We start from the raw sequence: 16,690 nt of genomic DNA, 5'->3' as shown, positions 1-16,690 counted from the left end.
TGACACACCCTCATCGCGGGCAAGCCCGCTCCCACATTTTTGACCGAATAAGACTTAAATATCTGCACAAATCTGCTTCTCTGTGGGAGCTGGCTTGCCTGCGATGGCATCTACTGGGTGTAACTGAAAGACCTAGGTGCCTGCATCGCAGCGGTGCGACGATTCGACAAGCCAGCTCCCACACTGCACCGCTTTTGCGCTTTTCAAAAGTGACCCGCCGTAAGGGCGGAACCCATAGTGGCCATCACCCAAATAACGGATATCCCCCCAATAAGTCCCGCCAAAAAAATTGCCCCCCACTCAATCCCAAATGAAGCTTTCATGACAAAAGTTCGGTAGCCCCCACCCACTCCCGTCTCTCCTATGTAACGCGCTGGAGCCGACCCAATGTCGCCTCCAAAGCCGTCAGCAGGATGCCAGGAGTGGGGCAAATGGGAACTATGGAACGTTACTCGAAAGTCGGCATGCAGGAGCTCGATCAGCGCCTGTCGAAGATCGTCGAAGCCGCGCGCAAGAAGCCGGTTTCGGTCTACCGCTATGGCGCGCCATGGGTGTGGATCGTCTCCCAGGAAGACTGGCAGGGCGCGCGCAAAGAAGTTTCCAGCTATATCCCCGCAGGCCACTCGCTGGTGTTGCTGCGCCCGCAGATCGATGAGGTACTCGAGCAGCACCGCGACTGGCTTCAGGTCGAACCCGGCATGCTGATCGCACCCAACACGGTGATGCAGATCCTGCTGCTGCAACTGCTGTACTCGGTGCCCAGCGAACAGCAGCTGCACGAACAGCTCAACTACAACCTGCTGTTTCGCTGGTTCGTCGGCCTGGACCTCAATCAGAAGGTCTGGAGCATTCACGTCCTGCAGCGCGACATCGCCACGCTGTTGAGCAACCCGCGTGCGGTGCAACTCGTTCAGAAAATCATCGGTGACGTGTTTTGTGGTGCCTTGCTGCACATGCCGGAGTTCTCGTTGAACTTCGCCTTGCTGCACACCTGGCTGGCCCGGCACAGCCATCTTTCGACCACCAGCAATTGAAACGGCCTGACGCCGTGCAATCGGCGAAGGCGCGCAACTTTTTTGAAAAACCAGGGGGCGGTGTGGAGCATCTGTTCAAGTCAACGCTGGCGCTGTGCCTGACGCTGTGGGCACTGCCCCAGACCGCGTCTGCCGAGGACGAGGCCGCAGCGCGCAGGGTGGACGTCAACGAGTATTTCGTGCGCGGCAATACCGTGCTCGATGCAGCCGCGATTGAAGAGGCGGTGTATCCGTTTCTCGGCCCGCAAAAGACCCTCGATGACATCGAAGGCGCCCGCGATGCGTTGCAGAAAATCTACCAGGCGCGCGGCTATCAGTCGGTGTTTGTCGAGCTGCCGGAGCAGAAGGTCGATGACGGCATCGTCTATTTGCAAGTCAGCGAAACCAAGGTCGGCCGCGTGCGCGTGGTGGGCGCCAAGCATTACTCGCCGGTGGAGATCCGCGAGGAAGTGCCGGGCCTGAAGGAAGGCGCGGTGCCGGATTTTGCCAGCGTGCAAACCCAGCTCGCCGGGCTCAACCGTGGCGTCGGGCGTCAGGTCACGCCCGTGGTCCGTGAAGGCCAGCGCCCGGGGACCATGGACGTCGACTTGCAGGTGGAAGACCAGAACCCGTGGCACGCCAGCCTTGGCCTGAACAACGATTACAGCGCCGATACCAAGGAGCTGCGTTCGGTGGCAAGCGTGGGTTACGACAACCTCTGGCAATTGGGCCACAGCCTTTCCCTGACCTATTTCACGGCGCCCCAGGACAGCAGCAATGCCAAGGTCTGGTCGGGCTCGTACAGCGCGCCGCTGGACGAACGCTGGACGCTGCAGTTCTCCGGCTACCAGTCCGACAGCAACATCGCCACCATCGGTGGCAGCAATGTGCTGGGCAAGGGCCATTCCTACGGTGTCTCGGCGATTTACAGTTTGCCGGCCAGTGACAGTTGGGCCAATTCGTTCTCCTTGGGCGTGGACTTCAAGGACTTCGACGAACAGCTGAAACTCGGCGGCAACAACGACCAGGTGCCGCTCAAATACGCGCCATTCACCTTCGGCTACAACGGCTATCGCTACCGCGAGCAATCGGCCCTGAGCCTGGGTTTGAACCTGGTGGTGGGCACCCGCGCGTTTTTCGGCTACGGCAGCGACGCCAAGGAGTTCGAGTACAAGCGCTACAAGGCCAGCCCCAGTTTCGCGGTGCTCAAGGGCGACGTGAATTACACCTACACCTTTGGCAACGACTGGCAGTCCGCGTCCAAGGGCGGCTTTCAGCTGGCCTCGGGGCCACTGGTGTCCAACGAACAATATTCCGCCGGCGGCGCCACCTCGGTGCGCGGCTACCTCGCGGCAGAACGCACCGGGGATGAGGGCGTGCTGTTCTCCCAGGAAATGCGCACGCCGTCCCTGGCCAAGTTTCTCGGCAGTTATGTGCAGGAGTGGCGCTTCTACGCGTTCGCCGAAGGGGCGCGCCTGCGCCTGCAAAAACCGCTCGCCGAGCAAGAAGACGAATACAGCCTGGCCAGCGTCGGCCTGGGTACCCGCGCCAGCTTGAGCAAAGGGTTATCCGGCAGCCTGGACTGGGGCTACCCGCTGCTCGATGGACCGAACACCCAGAAACAGGACTCGCGATTGCACTTCAGTGTGCAGGCGACTTTCTGACCTTTTCTTCCGGAGATTTCACCCATGCAACGCCTATTCCTGAGCCTGTTGATCTGCCTGGGCTTCACACTCCCGGCCACCGCCCATGCCTGGTGGCAGGACGATTGGCATTACCGCAAACAGATCACCGTGGACACCACCGCCCAAGGGGCTGCCATCAACCAGGCCCTGGGCCGTACCGCGCTGCTGGTGCGCCTGCACACCGGCAATTTCACCTTTGACGGGGTGAAGGACGACGGCGCTGACCTGCGCTTTGTCAGCGCCGACGACAAAACCGTGTTCAACCACCAGATCGAAAGCTTCGACCCGCTGATGGGCATGGCCTTGATCTGGGTCGATGTGCCCAGGGTCGAAGGCGGCCAGCGCCAGGACATCTGGATGTACTACGGCAATCAAAAAGCTGCGGCCACCGCCAATGGCCAACTGACCTTCGACCCCAATTACACCGCGCTCTACCACTTTGACGGCGCCAACGGCACGCCGCCACGGGACACCACGGCCTACGCCAACACGGCAACAAACGCCACTGGCGCCAGCATCGACGGCGTGATTGGCCGTGCCTTGCAGTTCGGTGGCCAGCCATTGCTGCTGCCGGCCAGCCCGTCATTGCAACATGCCCCCGGCAGCGCCTTCACCTTCAGCGCCTGGCTGCGCCTGGACCAGGCCAGTGGCGAGCAAGTGGTGCTGGCCCGGCGTGACGGCGCCCACAGCCTGTTGCTCGGGCTGAACCAGGGCACGCCGTTTGTGGACGTTGACGGCCAGCGCGCCGTTTCGACCCAAGCGTTGAACCCCGGCCAATGGCAGCACCTGGCGTTCACCGCCGAGGGTGAAAAAATCTCGCTGTATGTGAATGGCCGCGAAACCGCCAACCTCGCGGTGGCGATGCCTGCATTCAACACTCAACTGGCCATCGGTGCCGACGTGCCGCAGGCGACCGGTGCTCACCTGCCATTCGCCGGGGCGATGGACGAGTTGCGCCTGTCCAAGGTCTCGCGCCCGGCCACGCTGTTGCTGGCTGACGCCAGTGCCCAGGGCGCCGAGTCGAAACTGGTGGTCTACGGCGTGGATGAAGAACAGTCGGGCTTCGGTTTCGGCAGCCTGGGCTTCCTGCTCAAGGCGGTGCCGGTGGATGCCTGGGTGATCATCCTGGTGCTGGTGGCGATGATGTTCCAGTCCTGGTTCATCATGCTGCGCAAGAACCGCATGGTCAGCCGTGTCAGCAGTGCCAACGAAGTGTTTCGCGAGCAATTCGCCCAGATCGGCACGCGCCTGGAGATGTACTACGACGACGCCCTGTTGGCCGAGCGCCTGGAGCATTCGTCGCTGTGGCGGCTGTACCGTGTGGCGGTCAAGGAAATCCGCACACGCCGTGCCCAGGGCGCTGACACCTCATCGGTGTCGGCGGCCACCATTGAAGCCATCCGTTGCTCCATGGACGGCGTGCGTACCCGCGAGAACCAGGCGCTGAGTGCCAAGCTGTCGACCCTGTCGAATGCCATCGCCGGTGGCCCTTACATCGGCCTGCTCGGCACGGTGCTGGGGATCATGGTGGTGTTCCTCGGCACGGCCATGGCCGGTGACGTGAACATCAATGCCATCGCCCCGGGCATGGCGGCGGCCTTGCTGGCCACGGCCATGGGCCTGTTCGTGGCGATCCCGGCACTGTTTGGCTACAACCGCCTGATCACGCGCAACAAGGAAGTCAGCGCCGACATGCGTGTGTTCGTCGACGAGTTCATCACCCGCCTGGCGGAAATGCACGGCGAGAGCCAGACCAGCGAAGCGGCGCACCGCCGTGAGCATCACGCTGCCGTTTCGGCCTGAGGAGAATCGCCATGGCTTCCGTAAACGCCTCCCACGATGACGACGAAGATGCCGCCGTGGACAGCATCAACATCACGCCCCTGGTGGACGTGCTGATGGTGGTGCTGGTGATGTTTATCCTCACCGCCACCGCCCAGGTCTCGGGCATTCAGATTCACCTGCCCAAGGCCAGTGCCTCGGTGTCGCTGTCCCAGGCCAAGACCAAGGCCATCTCGGTAAATGACGGCGGCCAGGTGTTTCTCGACGCTTACCCGGTGACCCTCGGCGAGCTGGAAGAGCGCCTGCGCATCGAGAAGGCGCAGAGCCCGGACTTCCCGGTGATCGTGCGCGGCGACGCGCTGGTGCAGTACCAGAAGGTGATCGAGGTGCTCGACTTGCTGCGTCGGCTGGAGCTGTCGCAGGTCGGGCTGGTCACCGGCAAGCCGAGCCAGGGCTGAGCCATGACCGCACAGATCCCGATGCCGCCGTTACCCGTGAAAAACACACGACGCTTGCGCCCGCTGAAGTGGGGCGTCGGCCTGCTGCTGGGCGCCGTGGCGGCCTGGTTTTTATGGCAGTGGGCCAATGACATGAGTGGCGTGCGCCGCGAAGCGCCGAAGGTGCCGACCATTATCCCGCTGCCGCCACCGCCGCCACCGCCGCCGGAAAAACCCAAGGAACCCGAGCCTCAGGTCGAAGAAAAAATCCCGGAACCGGTGCCCACACCCGAGCCGGAGGAGGTCAAGCCTGCCGAAGAGGCGCCACCGTCGCCTGCCGACGATTTGGCCAACCCGATGCAGATCGACGGCGATGCGCAGTCCGGCAACGACGGTTTCAACATTGGCGCGGGCAAGGGCGGCGGCATGGCGGGTTCCGGTGGCGGTGGTTTGGGCACCGGGACTTACAAACAGTACTTGGCCGGCGTGTTTCAACGCCTGCTCAGAGACGACCCCGAGTTGCGCAAGAAGGCCTACGCGGTACAGGCGGACTTGTGGTTGAGCGCCGAGGGCCAGGTCACGCGGGCCGAACTGGTGAAGTCCAGCGGTGACGCGCAGACCGATGCGCAAGTGCTCGCGGCCTTGCGTGCGCCCCATGCCACACAACGCGTTCCGGCGGCCGTGACCATGCCGGTACGCCTGTCGCTCAAGGGCCGACGCCCGGATTGATCAAACCCTTTTCATGCAGTTTTTTACAGGAGTTGCGTACACATGATTTCCCCCGTGAATCGACTGACCCTGGCGGTCGGCATGGTCATCGCCACCCTGGTCGGCCAGGCGTCGGCGGCCCCGGCCGCGCCGTCGGAAAACGTCACGATCAACCTGATCCGCCTGCTGGTGCAGCAAGGTGTATTGACGCAGGACGCCGCCAACGGGCTGATCGCCCAGGCGGAGCAACAAGCCCAGCAGGCGCGGCAAGCCAATGCCGCCCCGGTGGTTGCCAGCGGTCCGGCTGCGGCGCCTGGCGATGTGCGTGTGCAGTATGTGCCGCAAGCGGTGCGTGATCAGATTCGCGATCAGGTCAAGGCCGAAGTCATGGCCACTGCCAAGCAGGAAAACTGGGCCCAGCCCAATACTTTTCCGGACTGGGTCTCGCGCATCAGCTTCGATGGCGACATTCGCCTGCGTGACGAGTCGCGCTACTTCTCGGGCAACAACAGCAATGAAATCGTCGACTACGCCAAGCTCAATGAAAGCGGCCCGTACGACGTCAACAAAGACACCAACACCAAGCTGCCGCCCTTGCTCAACTCCAACAAGGACCGCGAGAACCTGTTTCGCCTGCGCGCACGCCTGGGCATGAAAGCGGTGATTACGCCGGAATGGACAGCGGGCATTCGCATCGGTACCGGCTCTGACAATAACCCGGTGTCCACCACCCAGACCCTGGGCGGCGGTTTCGGCAAGAAAGATATCTGGCTCGATCAGGGCTACTTGAGCTGGAAAGCCACGCAGGACGTGACGCTCACCGCCGGGCGTTTCGCCAACCCGTTCTATTCCACTGACATCCTGTATTCCCCGGACCTGAACTTCGATGGGATCGCCGCCAACTTCAACCATGCCTTGAACAGCGAGTGGGGCCTGTTTGGCACCCTCGGCGCTTTCCCGGTGGAGTACACCTCGGACGCCGCCAGCAGCAATGGTTTCGACAAGGAAGACAGCGACACCAAATGGCTGTTTGGCGGGCAGGTCGGCGCCAACTGGAAGATCAACCGCAGCAACAGCCTCAAGGGCGCGGTGGCGTATTACCACTTCGACGACATTGAAGGCGAACGCTCCAGCCCTTGCAGGCCGTGGGCCGGCCAACCGGCGTGTGACACCGACGGCTCGCGTCTGGCCTTCATGCAAAAGGGCAACAGTGTGTTCCTGCTGCGCGATATCACCCCGAACCCGGCGACCCCCGGCCTGACCCCGCAGCCGCAGTTTGTGGGCCTGGCGTCCAAGTTCGATGTGCTGGACCTGAACCTGGCCTGGGACGCCGAGCTGCCCAGCGACTTCAAGCTGCGCACCCAGGGCAACTACATCCACAACCTGGCCTACGACAAAGGCGAGATGCTCAAGCGCAGCGAAGGCCAGATCGTCAACAACATCAACAGCAACGGCCAGTTTGAAAGTGGCGGCAATGCGGCGATGGTGCAATTCACCCTCGGCAATGCCTTCGAGATGCGCAAGCGCGGCGACTGGAACGTGTTGGCCGGCTACAAATACATCCAGCCGGATGCCTTGCCCGACGGCTTCAACGACTCCTCGTTTCACCTGGGGGGCACCAACGCCAAGGGCTACTTCATCGGCGGTAACTACGGCATCGACAAGAACATCTACGCCAGCGCCCGTTGGTTAAGCGCCTCCGAAGTGTATGGCGCGCCGTTTGAAATCGATGTGATGCAACTGGAACTCAACACGCGCTTCTGATGCGCAGGGAGATGCCACATGAACATGCGAAGAGTGTGCGGGCTGTTGCTGGTGCTGGTTGCCGGCGGCGCGTCGGCCGAGGGCATGGAGGAACGCCTGCGGACCCAGTTGCGCAGCACCACCCAGCAGTTGCAGGCGCTGCAAAGCGAACAGGCCCAGGCGAGTGCGGCGCGTATTGCCGCTGAAGCCCAGGCCAGGCAGGCCCAGGAACAGATCAAGCAGTTGACGGCTGAACTGGCCAAGGTGCGTGGCGTGGCCGAGCAAATGGCCGGCCAGCAGCAGAACCTGCACAGCCAGGCCCAGGCCCAGGTGGCGGCCAGCAACGAGCAGATCGGCAAGTTCAAGAAGGCCTACGACGAGTTGCTGGTGATGGCCAAGGGCAAGGAAACCGAACGTGCGCGTTTGCAGGCGCAACTGACTGAACGTGACACGCAAGTGCAGCAATGTTCAGCCAAGAATCAACAGATGTACGGCGTGGCCCGGGAGATCCTGGCGGCCTACGAAAAAATCGACGTGGCCGAGGTGATGAGCATTCGTCAGCCTTTCGCCAGTGGCGCACGGGTGAAGTTCGAGGAACTCGCCCAGGGTTTTGGCGATGAGCTATACCTTAATCGGTTTGATGCTCCGCACACCGCCCTTAATCAATGATCAACAAGGAAGAGACACTATGAGCGATGTTCAACTGATCACCAGCGTTACCCCGAAAAGCCTGACCGAACTGCTGCAGGAAGCCGGCTACCGCGTCAACCAGACCGAACAGAACGGTATCGTGCAATTGCTCAGCGCCAGCCAGGGCATCGGCTTTGCCGTGCGCTTTGGTAACCCGGCGGCGGAGCAGGGCAGCTTTGTCGACTTCACTTACAGTTGCGCGCTGCGTGTACAAGGTGAATTGCCCGAAGGCCTGGCCCAGGTGTGGAATGCTTCGCGGCGCTTTGCGCGGCTGTCGTTGCAGGGCGAGTTTTTGCTGATGGAAATGGATGTGGTGGTGGCCGGCGTCGGTGCTACGCACCTGCGCGGCCAGCTGGAATTGTGGGACCGCCTGTTGCAGGAGTTCATCGTCTACCTGCGCGACTACAGCCAGCAGGCTGCGCAGTTGCAAGCCCAGGCTGCCACGGCTGCGGTGGATGAAGAGGCGCCTGTCCTGTGAAGAAACCTACCCTGCTCGTCGGCGCCGGTGCGCTGACTGTGCTGGTCGTCGCAGTAGGGTTGAGTCTGCGACCGGGCACTGACCCGGTCGCCGCTCAGCAACCGGCGCCTGCCGCTCACCTTGAACGCGGTGGCGCGGCGGTCGCCCGCCTGGGAAACCAGCAGATTGATCTGCCCGAATTACAAGGCGTGCTGGCCAGCCTGCCCGCCGAAACCCGCGAACAATTGCGTGGCAACCGCAGCGCCCTGGAGGCGTGGCTGCGTTCACGCCTGGCGCAAAAAGCCGTGCTCGAACAGGCTGACGCACAAGGCTGGCGGCAACGCCCGGAGGTGGAGCAGCAGACCCGCGCGGCCACCGAGCAAATCGTGTTTCGCGACTACATGCTGTCGGTCAGCCAGGTACCGGCCGACTACCCCAGCGCGGTGGAATTGCAGCAGGCCTATGACGCCGGCAAGTCTGAGTGGGTGACGCCACCGCTGTACCGGGTCAGCCAGATTTTTCTCGCGGCCAATGACCCGCAAAACCTCGACACGGTGCGCCGCCAGGCCCAGGAATTGAGCCGCAAGGCCCAGGCTGCGCCGGGGGATTTTGCCGCCCTGGCCACGCAATTTTCCCAAGACCCCGGCACCTCTCAACACGGCGGCGATTCAGGCCTGCAACCGTTGCAGCAACTGGTTCCGGAGGTGCGCGGCACGGTGTCGCGGCTCAAGGTCGGCGCAGTCTCGGACGTGGTGCAAAGCGCGGCGGGCTTCCATGTGCTCAAACTCACCGGCCAGCAACCGGCGCGCACCGCCACGCTGGATGAACTGCGTGAGCGCCTGACCCAGGCCTTGCGTGCCCAGCGCCAGGAGCAGATCGCCAAGGCTTACCTGGAAGGCATGCTCAACACCGCCACCTTGAGCATCGACGGCGCTGAACTGAACAAGGCGTTGGAGTAGCCACGCGGGCCTGCAATGGATGCACAAGATCGACAAGACAGGGAGTCTCCCATGGCATTTCTAGAACCGTCCGCCCCCCAGGGGGCTGCCGCCTGGCGTACGCCGAATGAACCGCGCAATGCCTGGCTGGCACTGGCCAACGAGATCGAACCGGAGGTGGCGCGCTATTTTCTGGTGAGTGCGCGGTGTGGCTGTTTCATGCAGGCGGCGCGCAGCTTGAACATCAAGGCGACACTGCTGCGCAAGCGCCTGGCGCAGTTGGAAGAACAAGTGCGCCATTCGTTGTTCACGTATCAGGGCAACGGGTTGGTGCTGAGCCGTGACGGTCAGCAATTGCAAGCGCAGTTGGCGGCCCTGGCCAATGAGCGACGGTTGCCGGTGGTGGAGCAACCGCTGATTCGCCTGGCGGTGGCCGAACCGATCCTGCACGACATTCTGGGGCGCGACCTGATCGCCTTGTTGCGCCGCAATGCCAGCGTGCGCCTGGACATTATTTCCCTCGACAGCCAGATGTCGCTGCAAGCGGTAGAGGCAGATGTGGTGCTCTGGCTGTCGGATGCCGACGGCCCGGCACCCGGCCCGAGCTTTGTGACTGAAGCGCCGCGGGCCTTGGCACGGTTGCAGTATTTGCCCTACATCGCCAAGCGCTATTCGCGACTGACGACTCGCCCGGACAGCCTGGAGGATCTTGAAGACTACATGCTGGTGCAGTGGCAGCCGGATGAGCAGGTGGATGCGTTGCAGCCCTGGAACCGCGTGGTGGAGCAACGCTTGGCGGCGGTGGTGCAGGTGCAGGCGTATTCGCTGATGCTGGAGATGATTCGCTGTGGCGCGTGCATCGGGTTGTTGCCGCATTACATGAGCAGTTTTGACCGGGGGTTGGTGGCGTTGCCGGGGTTGCTGGATGAGCGCATGCAGCGCCAGGTTTGGCTGGCGGTGAATGCACAGGTGCGGGACCTGGATTCGGTGCGGGTGATTGTGGAGTTGATTGTGGGGACGTTTGAGGGGAGGCGGGAGTGGTTTGAATGATGGGGTTTTTTGAGTACATATCCGTTATTTGAGTAACGGCTAACCCGGCGTCCTGCCGGGTTGCCCACGGATTCAAGCCTGCGTGCGGCCAGCTTGGTTTAACGGGGCGCCCAAGATCAAAAGCAAGAGCACGGCGGCCTGAGTGGTTGAAGCAAACGCGCTGTTTTTGCCAGGGTAGATTGCGTTCCTTCAGACAAATGAAGATCCAAACTGTGGGAGCGGGCTTGCTCGCGAATGCGGTGTATCAGTCAATTAATCTGTCAACTGACAGACCGTATTCGCGAGCAAGCCCGCTCCCACAATTTTAATCGCGTCCGGCTCTGCTTTTCTGTGGGAGCTGGCCTGCCTGCGATGCAGACAACTCGGTCCAACAGGCACACCTGGTTGATGCCATCGCAGCATAGGTATCTACACAACTTTAACTCTACGCATAAACCCGAGCAGATAGGGCTGTTGTGGTGAGCGGGCTTGTCCCGCGTTGGGCTGCGTAGCAGCCCCAAATTCCTGTCGGATTACGGGTACACCGAGCCTAGGCGAGGTGCCGAGTGTTGGGGCAAGAGCCCTTTGGTTACTTTGGGCTGGGCCGGCATTCCGGCTCCTTTCCAAAGTGACCCGCTGTAAGAGCGGAACCAATCTCAGCCATCACCGAAAAAACGGATATGTACACCCCCCCCCAAAAAAACCACTACCGCTGCAACACCCCGCGAAACGTAGCACTCAACGCCCGCAACGTTTCCCGCGAACGCGCATCGCTGATCCGGCTATACAGCACCACCTCACTGACCGGCAAAACCGGCAATCCGAATTGTTCGCCGACCTCCACAGCCCCCGCCGGCGCTACCCGATGGGCGAGGGCGGCCACCCCCAACCCCGCGCTGACCGCTGCGCCCACGGCCATCACGCCGCCACCGACAAACACCTCGGTCCAATCCACGTTCGCCTCATCCAGCGCCCGCGTTGCCAAATGCCGCACCCCACAAGGCGCCGCCATGGTCGCCATACGCAGTGGAGTGCCCGGGCTGTGCTGCCAGGTCGGTGCGGCAAACCAGCCGAAGCGCTCCACCGCCAGTACGTCACCGTCCTGGCGGTCGCCCTCGTTGCGCACGATCACCGCGTCCAGTTCGTTGCGATCAAAGGCGGCGACCAGGTCGCGCGAGGAAGCGATGCGCACTTCAAGAATCACCATTGGGTCATACGCCGCCAATCGGCTGAGCCACAACGGCAAGTCCGGCCCCGCCACGTGGTCGCTGATGCCGATCACCAAGCGCCTCGGTGCTTGAGTGCCCATGTCACCCAAGGCGCGTTCATGGGCATTGAGCAACGCGCGAGCGGCGACGATGAACTGCTCGCCCCGGGGCGACAGCCTTACATGGCGCGGGGTGCGCTCCAGCAGGCGATAACCGAGGCGTTCTTCAAGGCGTTTGAGCTTGAGGCTGATGGCGGCCTGCGAGGTGTCGAGGGCTTCGGCCGCGCGGGTGAAACTGGTGAAGTCAGCCACCAGCACGAAGGCCTGTACGGTGTCGATATCCAGGGGTTTGAGTGCATCAGTCATTTCAACTCCTTATTGCACTTATATCGGATGATATCTTGTTGAAATCATCGGCCCTGCGCAAGCTGCAATCTCATCTTGCACGGGAGTTTCGCCATGTTTGCCAAACAGTATTCACACCGCCTGCCTGCCGATTACGACATGGGCGTGATTCGCCGCCGCGCAGCACAGTTGGGGCCGTTGTGGGATCACGCTGAAGGGTTGCTGTTCAAGGCGTTTATCGGCCAGGAGCGTGGGGGCAACCTGTACTCGTCGGTGTACCTGTGGGCCGACCCGTTGCAGGCCGCTGATTTTTTGCTGGGGGCACGCTTTCAGAAGGTGCTCGACAGCTTTGGCCGCCCGCACATCGAGAGCTGGCTGCCGCTGGACGTGCAACGGGGCCCGGCGCAGAACGCGTTGAGTTTGTATCGGGAAGAATGGCCGCTGGAGCCGGGTGCGGATCGGGCTGCGATCCTGGCCGAGGAGAAAGTGCGCAACCAACAGCTGGCGGATAGCAGCGACACGTTCGCGGTATTCCTGGCGCTGGATGTGCAGGCCTGGCGCTTGATACGGATCACCTTGTCGGCAGCGGCGCTGGACGCAGCACATCCCGGGACGGGCTATCAGGTGTGGTACCTGGCCCGTCCGGGGATCTAACGCATTACGAGTTGAACCTTGCCTGTGGCTGGCTCAATTTGCGTTCGGCCACAGCACCGAATACCAGGCCCAGGGTGGTCCACAGCACCAGTTGGATACCCAGGGACGCCACGCGGAATTTCCACAGCAATACGGCGGAGAATTGCTCGGGCACTTCGTTGATCACCGGGAACAGGCTGCCGGCCACCGACACGATCACGAGGTACAGCACCACGCCAAGGATGGCGCCGGCCCAGAGGCCACGGCGGGCGATCAGCTTGCGTGCGGCGTTGATCGCGATCACGGCGGCGGCCACCGATACCAGCAGCATCAGGAAAAACAGTTTGGTGCGCTGTGCGATGGTCTCGGGGTCACCCACCGACGGCGGGTTGGCCGGGTATTTAAGGCCTGGGACCACGATGAGGGTGACGAAGGCCGCCAATGCCAGCAGCGCCGCCAGGCCGCGCGGGCCGACCTTGCCGATGCGGCCCAGGGAGTAGGCGAACACCAGGGCGAAGATGCCGCCCAGGGATACGCTGTACACCACCACGCCGGTGAACAGGCCAAAGGTGCTTTGCACCTCGCGGCTCACCAGTTCTTCTTCCGGCGCATCGCCGTGCATCTGTGCCATCTGGTCTTCAAAGGCGATGGCCTTGTCGATCTGCGGCTCACCAAAGGTCTTGGCGAAGCCAAACGCCAACACGCCGGCGAGCAAGCCCACCAGCATCCCGCGTACGAGTAAATGCCCTGTCATGTCATGTCTCTCTTATCAATTAATGGCAGGGGAAACCCAGCAGGTGGCGGCCGTCGTGCACAAACTCGTGCACATACATGCCTTTGAACACGGCCGTGGCGCCTTGCTCGGCGCCGACGAAGTAGATCGCCAGCAGCAACAGCAGGCCGCCGAAGATCGCCCAGGGCAGGATTTCGCCCAGGGGGATGGTCGGCACATAGACATCAGGGTTTGTTGCAGCGGTGTTAGCCATGAAAACCTCCAGGGATGACGCGTCCCGAAATGGATAGCGAGAGGGCTGAAACAGGGTCTGGCTTACGGCTGTGAGGCCGAATACAGTGGCGCGACCGCGCCGGGTTTGAACCGGCTTCCTGTTTCATGTTCGTTGTAACATGTTGAAACAACTTGGCGAGTCTACGCTGACTGCGCGCCGAAACAGAGTGAATTGTGATGCTGGCCACCCGCTTGACCCTGATTTGCCATGCCCTCACGCCCCTTCAAAAACAGGGGCGGTTTCCTGATGACGAATCCGTCTTGATGGACTGGCAGGGCGCGGCCTTGTCCCTGGCGGGTCGCTACAAGAAGAACCGGCGCCTGATGTGCGCGCCCGAAGCCAGAACCCGGCAGACGGCAGGCTTGTTCGGTGATGACGCAGACATTGATGGGGCGCTGCGAGATGGCGATTTCGGTGGCTGGAAAGGTCAGGCCATCCGTGAGCTGGAAAGCGATTCACTGATGGCCTGGATGACCGACAGCGCCAGTGCGCCCCATGGTGGCGAATCGGTGGATCAGCTCTGTGTTCGTGTCGGGCAATGGATGAAGGCGCTGGAAACCCAGCCTGGCCATGTGGTCGCCGTCACCCATCCCTTCGTGATCCGCGCCGCCATGCTGTACGTCATGCAGTTTCCTGTCTCGATGTTCTACCGGATCGACGTCGAGCCGCTGTCTGCCACCGAACTGCGTTTCAACAACCTGTGGCGCCTGCGCCTGGAAACTCACGCCTGAGCGCGCGAACATGGCAAAATCCACGCCCCGCAATGAGAGCAACCCATGAAACGCATCCTGATCATCGGCATTGGCGCCGGTAACCCTGACTACATCACGATGCAGGCCGTGAAGGCGCTGAACCGCACCGACGTGTTTTTCCTGATGGACAAGGGCCAGAGTAAAGACAAGCTGATCGACCTGCGCCGCGAGATCTGCGAGACCTACATCAGCGAGCCCGGCTACCGCTTCGTCGAGGCTGACTGCCCCGAGCGCGTGCGCGGTGACATTGATTACACCACCGCCGTGCAGGATCTGAACCGCGACAAGCAGCAGACCTTCGAGCGCATGATCAACGAGGAAATGATCGACGGCGAAGTAGGCGCTTTCCTGGCCTGGGGCGACCCGGCGTTGTACGACAGCACGATTCGTATCCTGCAGGCGATTCTTGCCAGCGGCCGCGCTGAGTTTGAGTTCGAAGTGATCCCTGGCATCACCAGTGTGCAGGCCCTGGCCGCGCAGCATAAGGTGCCGCTGAACCGCATCGGCCGTTCCATCGAGATCACCACCGGGCGCCGTCTGGCCGCAGGGCAGGCGAGTGATGCCGACACGCTGGTGGTGATGCTCGACGCCGAAGATTCCTACCGCACCGTGGCCGATCAAGACCTGGACATCTACTGGGGCGCCTACCTGGGCACGCCGGATGAAATCCTGATCAGCGGCAAAGTGGCGCAAGTGGCTGACGAAATCCAACGGGTGCGCAAGGCGGCACGCCTGGAAAATGGCTGGATTATGGACACTTACCTGTTGCGCAAACCTTGAGGTCGCTTTCCATGCTCAAACTGCTTGCCCTGGCGCTGGCGTTGTCAGCCGGTGCCGTCCATGCCGATTCCAGCTTGCACACGGACTTGCCGCTGACGTACCTGGAACAGACCCAGAGTGAGGCGCGTAACCAGCCGCTGGTGATTTTCCTGCACGGCTTTGGCAGTAACGAGGAAGACCTGTTTGGCATCAAGGACGAACTGCCGTCGACCTGGACTTACCTGTCGGCCCGCGCGCCGATGCCGGTGGATTCGAACGGGTATCGCTGGTTCGCCAGGAAGCCCGGCGATGGCGATTACGACGGCGAAACCGCTGACCTGCAACGCAGCGCCAAACTGATCGAAGCCTTCGTGACCCAGGCCACTGCCAAGTACCACACTCAACGCGATCGGGTATTTCTGGTGGGGTTCAGCCAGGGCGCGATCATGGCTTACGAAGTCGGGCTGCGTCAGCCGGAGTCGGTACGCGGGATTGCGGCGTTGAGTGGCAGCGTGTTGCCGGTGCTCAAGGCCGAGCTCAAGCCGGAGGCGGCGCTGGACAAGCTGGCGATCTTTATAGGCCACGGCACGCTGGATCAGGCGCTGCCGTATGTGTCGGCAACCCGGGCGAATGAAGTGTTGACGGGGCTGGGGTTGAAGCCGGAGTTTCATGGGTATGTGGGCATGCCACATACCGTGAGTGAGGCGGAAATACAGGACCTCAAGGCCTGGCTGGAAAAGAGCCTGAAGTAAACACGGTCAAAAAAATGTGGGAGCTGGCTTGCCTGCGATAGCGGTGTATCAGCCACCGCAGGGTTGACTGGTAAATCGCTATCGCAGGCAAGCCAGCTCCCACATGGGTTCTAAGTGGCTAGAGCGATCAGGTTACTTACCGCCGGTGATCTGCTTCACCAATTCGGCATGCCCCTTCACATCATCCGCGCGGGAAATCGCCTGGATCACCAGCAGGTGGTTGCCCGAGCCGCCCAGAAAGGTCGAGTTCAAGGTCTTGCCACCGCCCTGTGTGGCCGTGCTGTCCACTTGGCGCAAACCGAGGCCTTTGAAGGTCAGTTTTTTCTCGCCTTGTTTCTTGAAGTCCGGGAGCGCGGCGCTCTGGTCCTTGACGAAATCGGTCACGGCGCCATCGAGGAATTGCGGGTCGTTGTCTTTGATGCTTGCCCCGTCGTTGCGCTCGGTTTCGGCGACGATCACCACACTTTTCGTGGTCGCGTTGGCGTATAGGGTGCCTTGGGTATTGGCGGTGCCATCCTCCGTCTTGCCGGAGGGCAGGGTGTCGGCCGTGTAGGCCTTGGGCAGGTTGAAGGTGAACTTGCCGTCCAGGGTGGAGATGGTCTGTGTTGACGGTTTGGTAGCGGCGAGTACGCTGCCGGCGGTGAGCGCTAGGGCCAGCAGGGCGGCGGTCTTGGTGAAAGTAGCCATGAAGCGCTCCAGTGATGAACGAAATTGCGGCGTATTCTGTCAGAAAATTCGCAATTTCGTTCACCC

17 protein-coding genes, 1 pseudogene and 1 riboswitch are annotated in these 16,690 nt (G+C 61.9%); of the genes and pseudogenes, 14 read left to right on the top strand and 4 right to left on the bottom strand.

What is annotated here, in order from left to right; all coding sequences use genetic code 11:
• Positions 1-731: 731 nt before the first annotated feature.
• The 10 genes and pseudogenes from AB4P94_RS24660 to AB4P94_RS24615 all read left to right on the top strand — a co-directional run.
• Positions 732-828: pseudogene (locus tag AB4P94_RS24660) on the top strand (transposase); the annotation flags it as partial.
• Between the two features lie 268 nt (positions 829-1,096).
• On the top strand, positions 1,097-2,677 hold the full coding sequence (locus tag AB4P94_RS24655) for a ShlB/FhaC/HecB family hemolysin secretion/activation protein (protein WP_395607906.1): 1,581 nt from the start codon (positions 1,097-1,099) through the stop codon (positions 2,675-2,677).
• 24 nt (positions 2,678-2,701) lie between these two features.
• Positions 2,702-4,501, top strand: coding sequence for a DUF2341 domain-containing protein (locus AB4P94_RS24650; RefSeq protein ID WP_395607905.1), 1,800 nt, complete (start codon positions 2,702-2,704; stop codon positions 4,499-4,501).
• Positions 4,502-4,512: 11 nt separating this feature from the next.
• Complete coding sequence (locus tag AB4P94_RS24645; protein WP_395607904.1) at positions 4,513-4,938, top strand: ExbD/TolR family protein; 426 nt, start codon at positions 4,513-4,515, stop codon at positions 4,936-4,938.
• A gap of 3 nt (positions 4,939-4,941) precedes the next feature.
• On the top strand, positions 4,942-5,646 hold the full coding sequence (locus AB4P94_RS24640) for an energy transducer TonB (protein ID WP_395607903.1): 705 nt from the start codon (positions 4,942-4,944) through the stop codon (positions 5,644-5,646).
• 42 nt (positions 5,647-5,688) lie between these two features.
• Positions 5,689-7,389 carry a putative porin gene (locus tag AB4P94_RS24635; RefSeq protein ID WP_395607902.1) on the top strand — a complete coding sequence of 567 codons (1,701 nt, stop codon included), beginning with the start codon at positions 5,689-5,691 and terminating at the stop codon, positions 7,387-7,389.
• Positions 7,390-7,407: 18 nt separating this feature from the next.
• Positions 7,408-8,037, top strand: coding sequence for a DNA repair protein (locus tag AB4P94_RS24630; RefSeq protein ID WP_395607901.1), 630 nt, complete (start codon positions 7,408-7,410; stop codon positions 8,035-8,037).
• Between the two features lie 19 nt (positions 8,038-8,056).
• Positions 8,057-8,536, top strand: coding sequence for a YbjN domain-containing protein (locus AB4P94_RS24625; RefSeq protein WP_395607900.1), 480 nt, complete (start codon positions 8,057-8,059; stop codon positions 8,534-8,536).
• Positions 8,533-9,474, top strand: a complete 942-nt coding sequence (locus tag AB4P94_RS24620) for a peptidylprolyl isomerase (protein ID WP_395607899.1) — start codon at positions 8,533-8,535, stop codon at positions 9,472-9,474. The genes AB4P94_RS24625 and AB4P94_RS24620 overlap by 4 nt, the downstream gene beginning before the upstream one ends.
• Positions 9,475-9,525: 51 nt before the next feature.
• A complete protein-coding gene (locus AB4P94_RS24615) occupies positions 9,526-10,503 on the top strand; it encodes a LysR substrate-binding domain-containing protein (protein WP_395607898.1) in 978 nt (325 codons plus the stop codon).
• Between the two features lie 685 nt (positions 10,504-11,188).
• Here the strand turns inward: AB4P94_RS24615 and AB4P94_RS24610 are convergent.
• Positions 11,189-12,055 (bottom strand): LysR family transcriptional regulator, encoded by an 867-nt coding sequence (locus AB4P94_RS24610; RefSeq protein WP_395607897.1) that lies wholly within the window; start codon positions 12,053-12,055, stop codon positions 11,189-11,191.
• 93 nt (positions 12,056-12,148) lie between these two features.
• Here AB4P94_RS24610 and AB4P94_RS24605 point away from each other — a divergent pair, with 93 nt between their 5' ends.
• Complete coding sequence (locus AB4P94_RS24605) at positions 12,149-12,688, top strand: DUF4865 family protein (protein WP_395607896.1); 540 nt, start codon at positions 12,149-12,151, stop codon at positions 12,686-12,688.
• Between the two features lie 4 nt (positions 12,689-12,692).
• Here the strand turns inward: AB4P94_RS24605 and AB4P94_RS24600 are convergent, their stop codons facing one another.
• Entirely contained in the window at positions 12,693-13,421 is a 729-nt protein-coding gene (locus AB4P94_RS24600; RefSeq protein ID WP_395607895.1) for a CbtA family protein, read from the bottom strand.
• A 19-nt stretch (positions 13,422-13,440) separates the two neighbouring features.
• Positions 13,441-13,653, bottom strand: a complete 213-nt coding sequence (locus AB4P94_RS24595) for a CbtB domain-containing protein (protein WP_016974482.1) — start codon at positions 13,651-13,653, stop codon at positions 13,441-13,443.
• A 31-nt stretch (positions 13,654-13,684) separates the two neighbouring features.
• Positions 13,685-13,815, bottom strand: a riboswitch (cobalamin riboswitch).
• A gap of 35 nt (positions 13,816-13,850) precedes the next feature.
• Here AB4P94_RS24595 and AB4P94_RS24590 point away from each other — a divergent pair.
• From AB4P94_RS24590 to AB4P94_RS24580, 3 genes are read left to right on the top strand one after another with little or no spacing between them, the layout of a single operon-like run.
• Positions 13,851-14,405 carry a histidine phosphatase family protein gene (locus tag AB4P94_RS24590; RefSeq protein ID WP_395607894.1) on the top strand — a complete coding sequence of 185 codons (555 nt, stop codon included), beginning with the start codon at positions 13,851-13,853 and terminating at the stop codon, positions 14,403-14,405.
• Between the two features lie 45 nt (positions 14,406-14,450).
• Entirely contained in the window at positions 14,451-15,206 is a 756-nt protein-coding gene (gene cobF / locus AB4P94_RS24585) for a precorrin-6A synthase (deacetylating) (protein WP_395607893.1), read from the top strand.
• Between the two features lie 11 nt (positions 15,207-15,217).
• Complete coding sequence (locus AB4P94_RS24580; RefSeq protein ID WP_395607892.1) at positions 15,218-15,937, top strand: alpha/beta hydrolase; 720 nt, start codon at positions 15,218-15,220, stop codon at positions 15,935-15,937.
• 132 nt (positions 15,938-16,069) lie between these two features.
• Here AB4P94_RS24580 and AB4P94_RS24575 read toward each other — a convergent pair whose 3' ends face one another.
• Positions 16,070-16,624 (bottom strand): hypothetical protein, encoded by a 555-nt coding sequence (locus AB4P94_RS24575; RefSeq protein ID WP_395607891.1) that lies wholly within the window; start codon positions 16,622-16,624, stop codon positions 16,070-16,072.
• Between the last annotated feature and the right edge of the window lie 66 nt (positions 16,625-16,690).

Origin of the sequence: Pseudomonas sp. B22129 (assembly GCF_044218875.1) — a bacterium.
GTDB lineage: Bacteria > Pseudomonadota > Gammaproteobacteria > Pseudomonadales > Pseudomonadaceae > Aquipseudomonas.
Note: the sequence above shows the minus strand (reverse complement) of the source record. Positions and strands in the feature narration are given on the sequence as shown.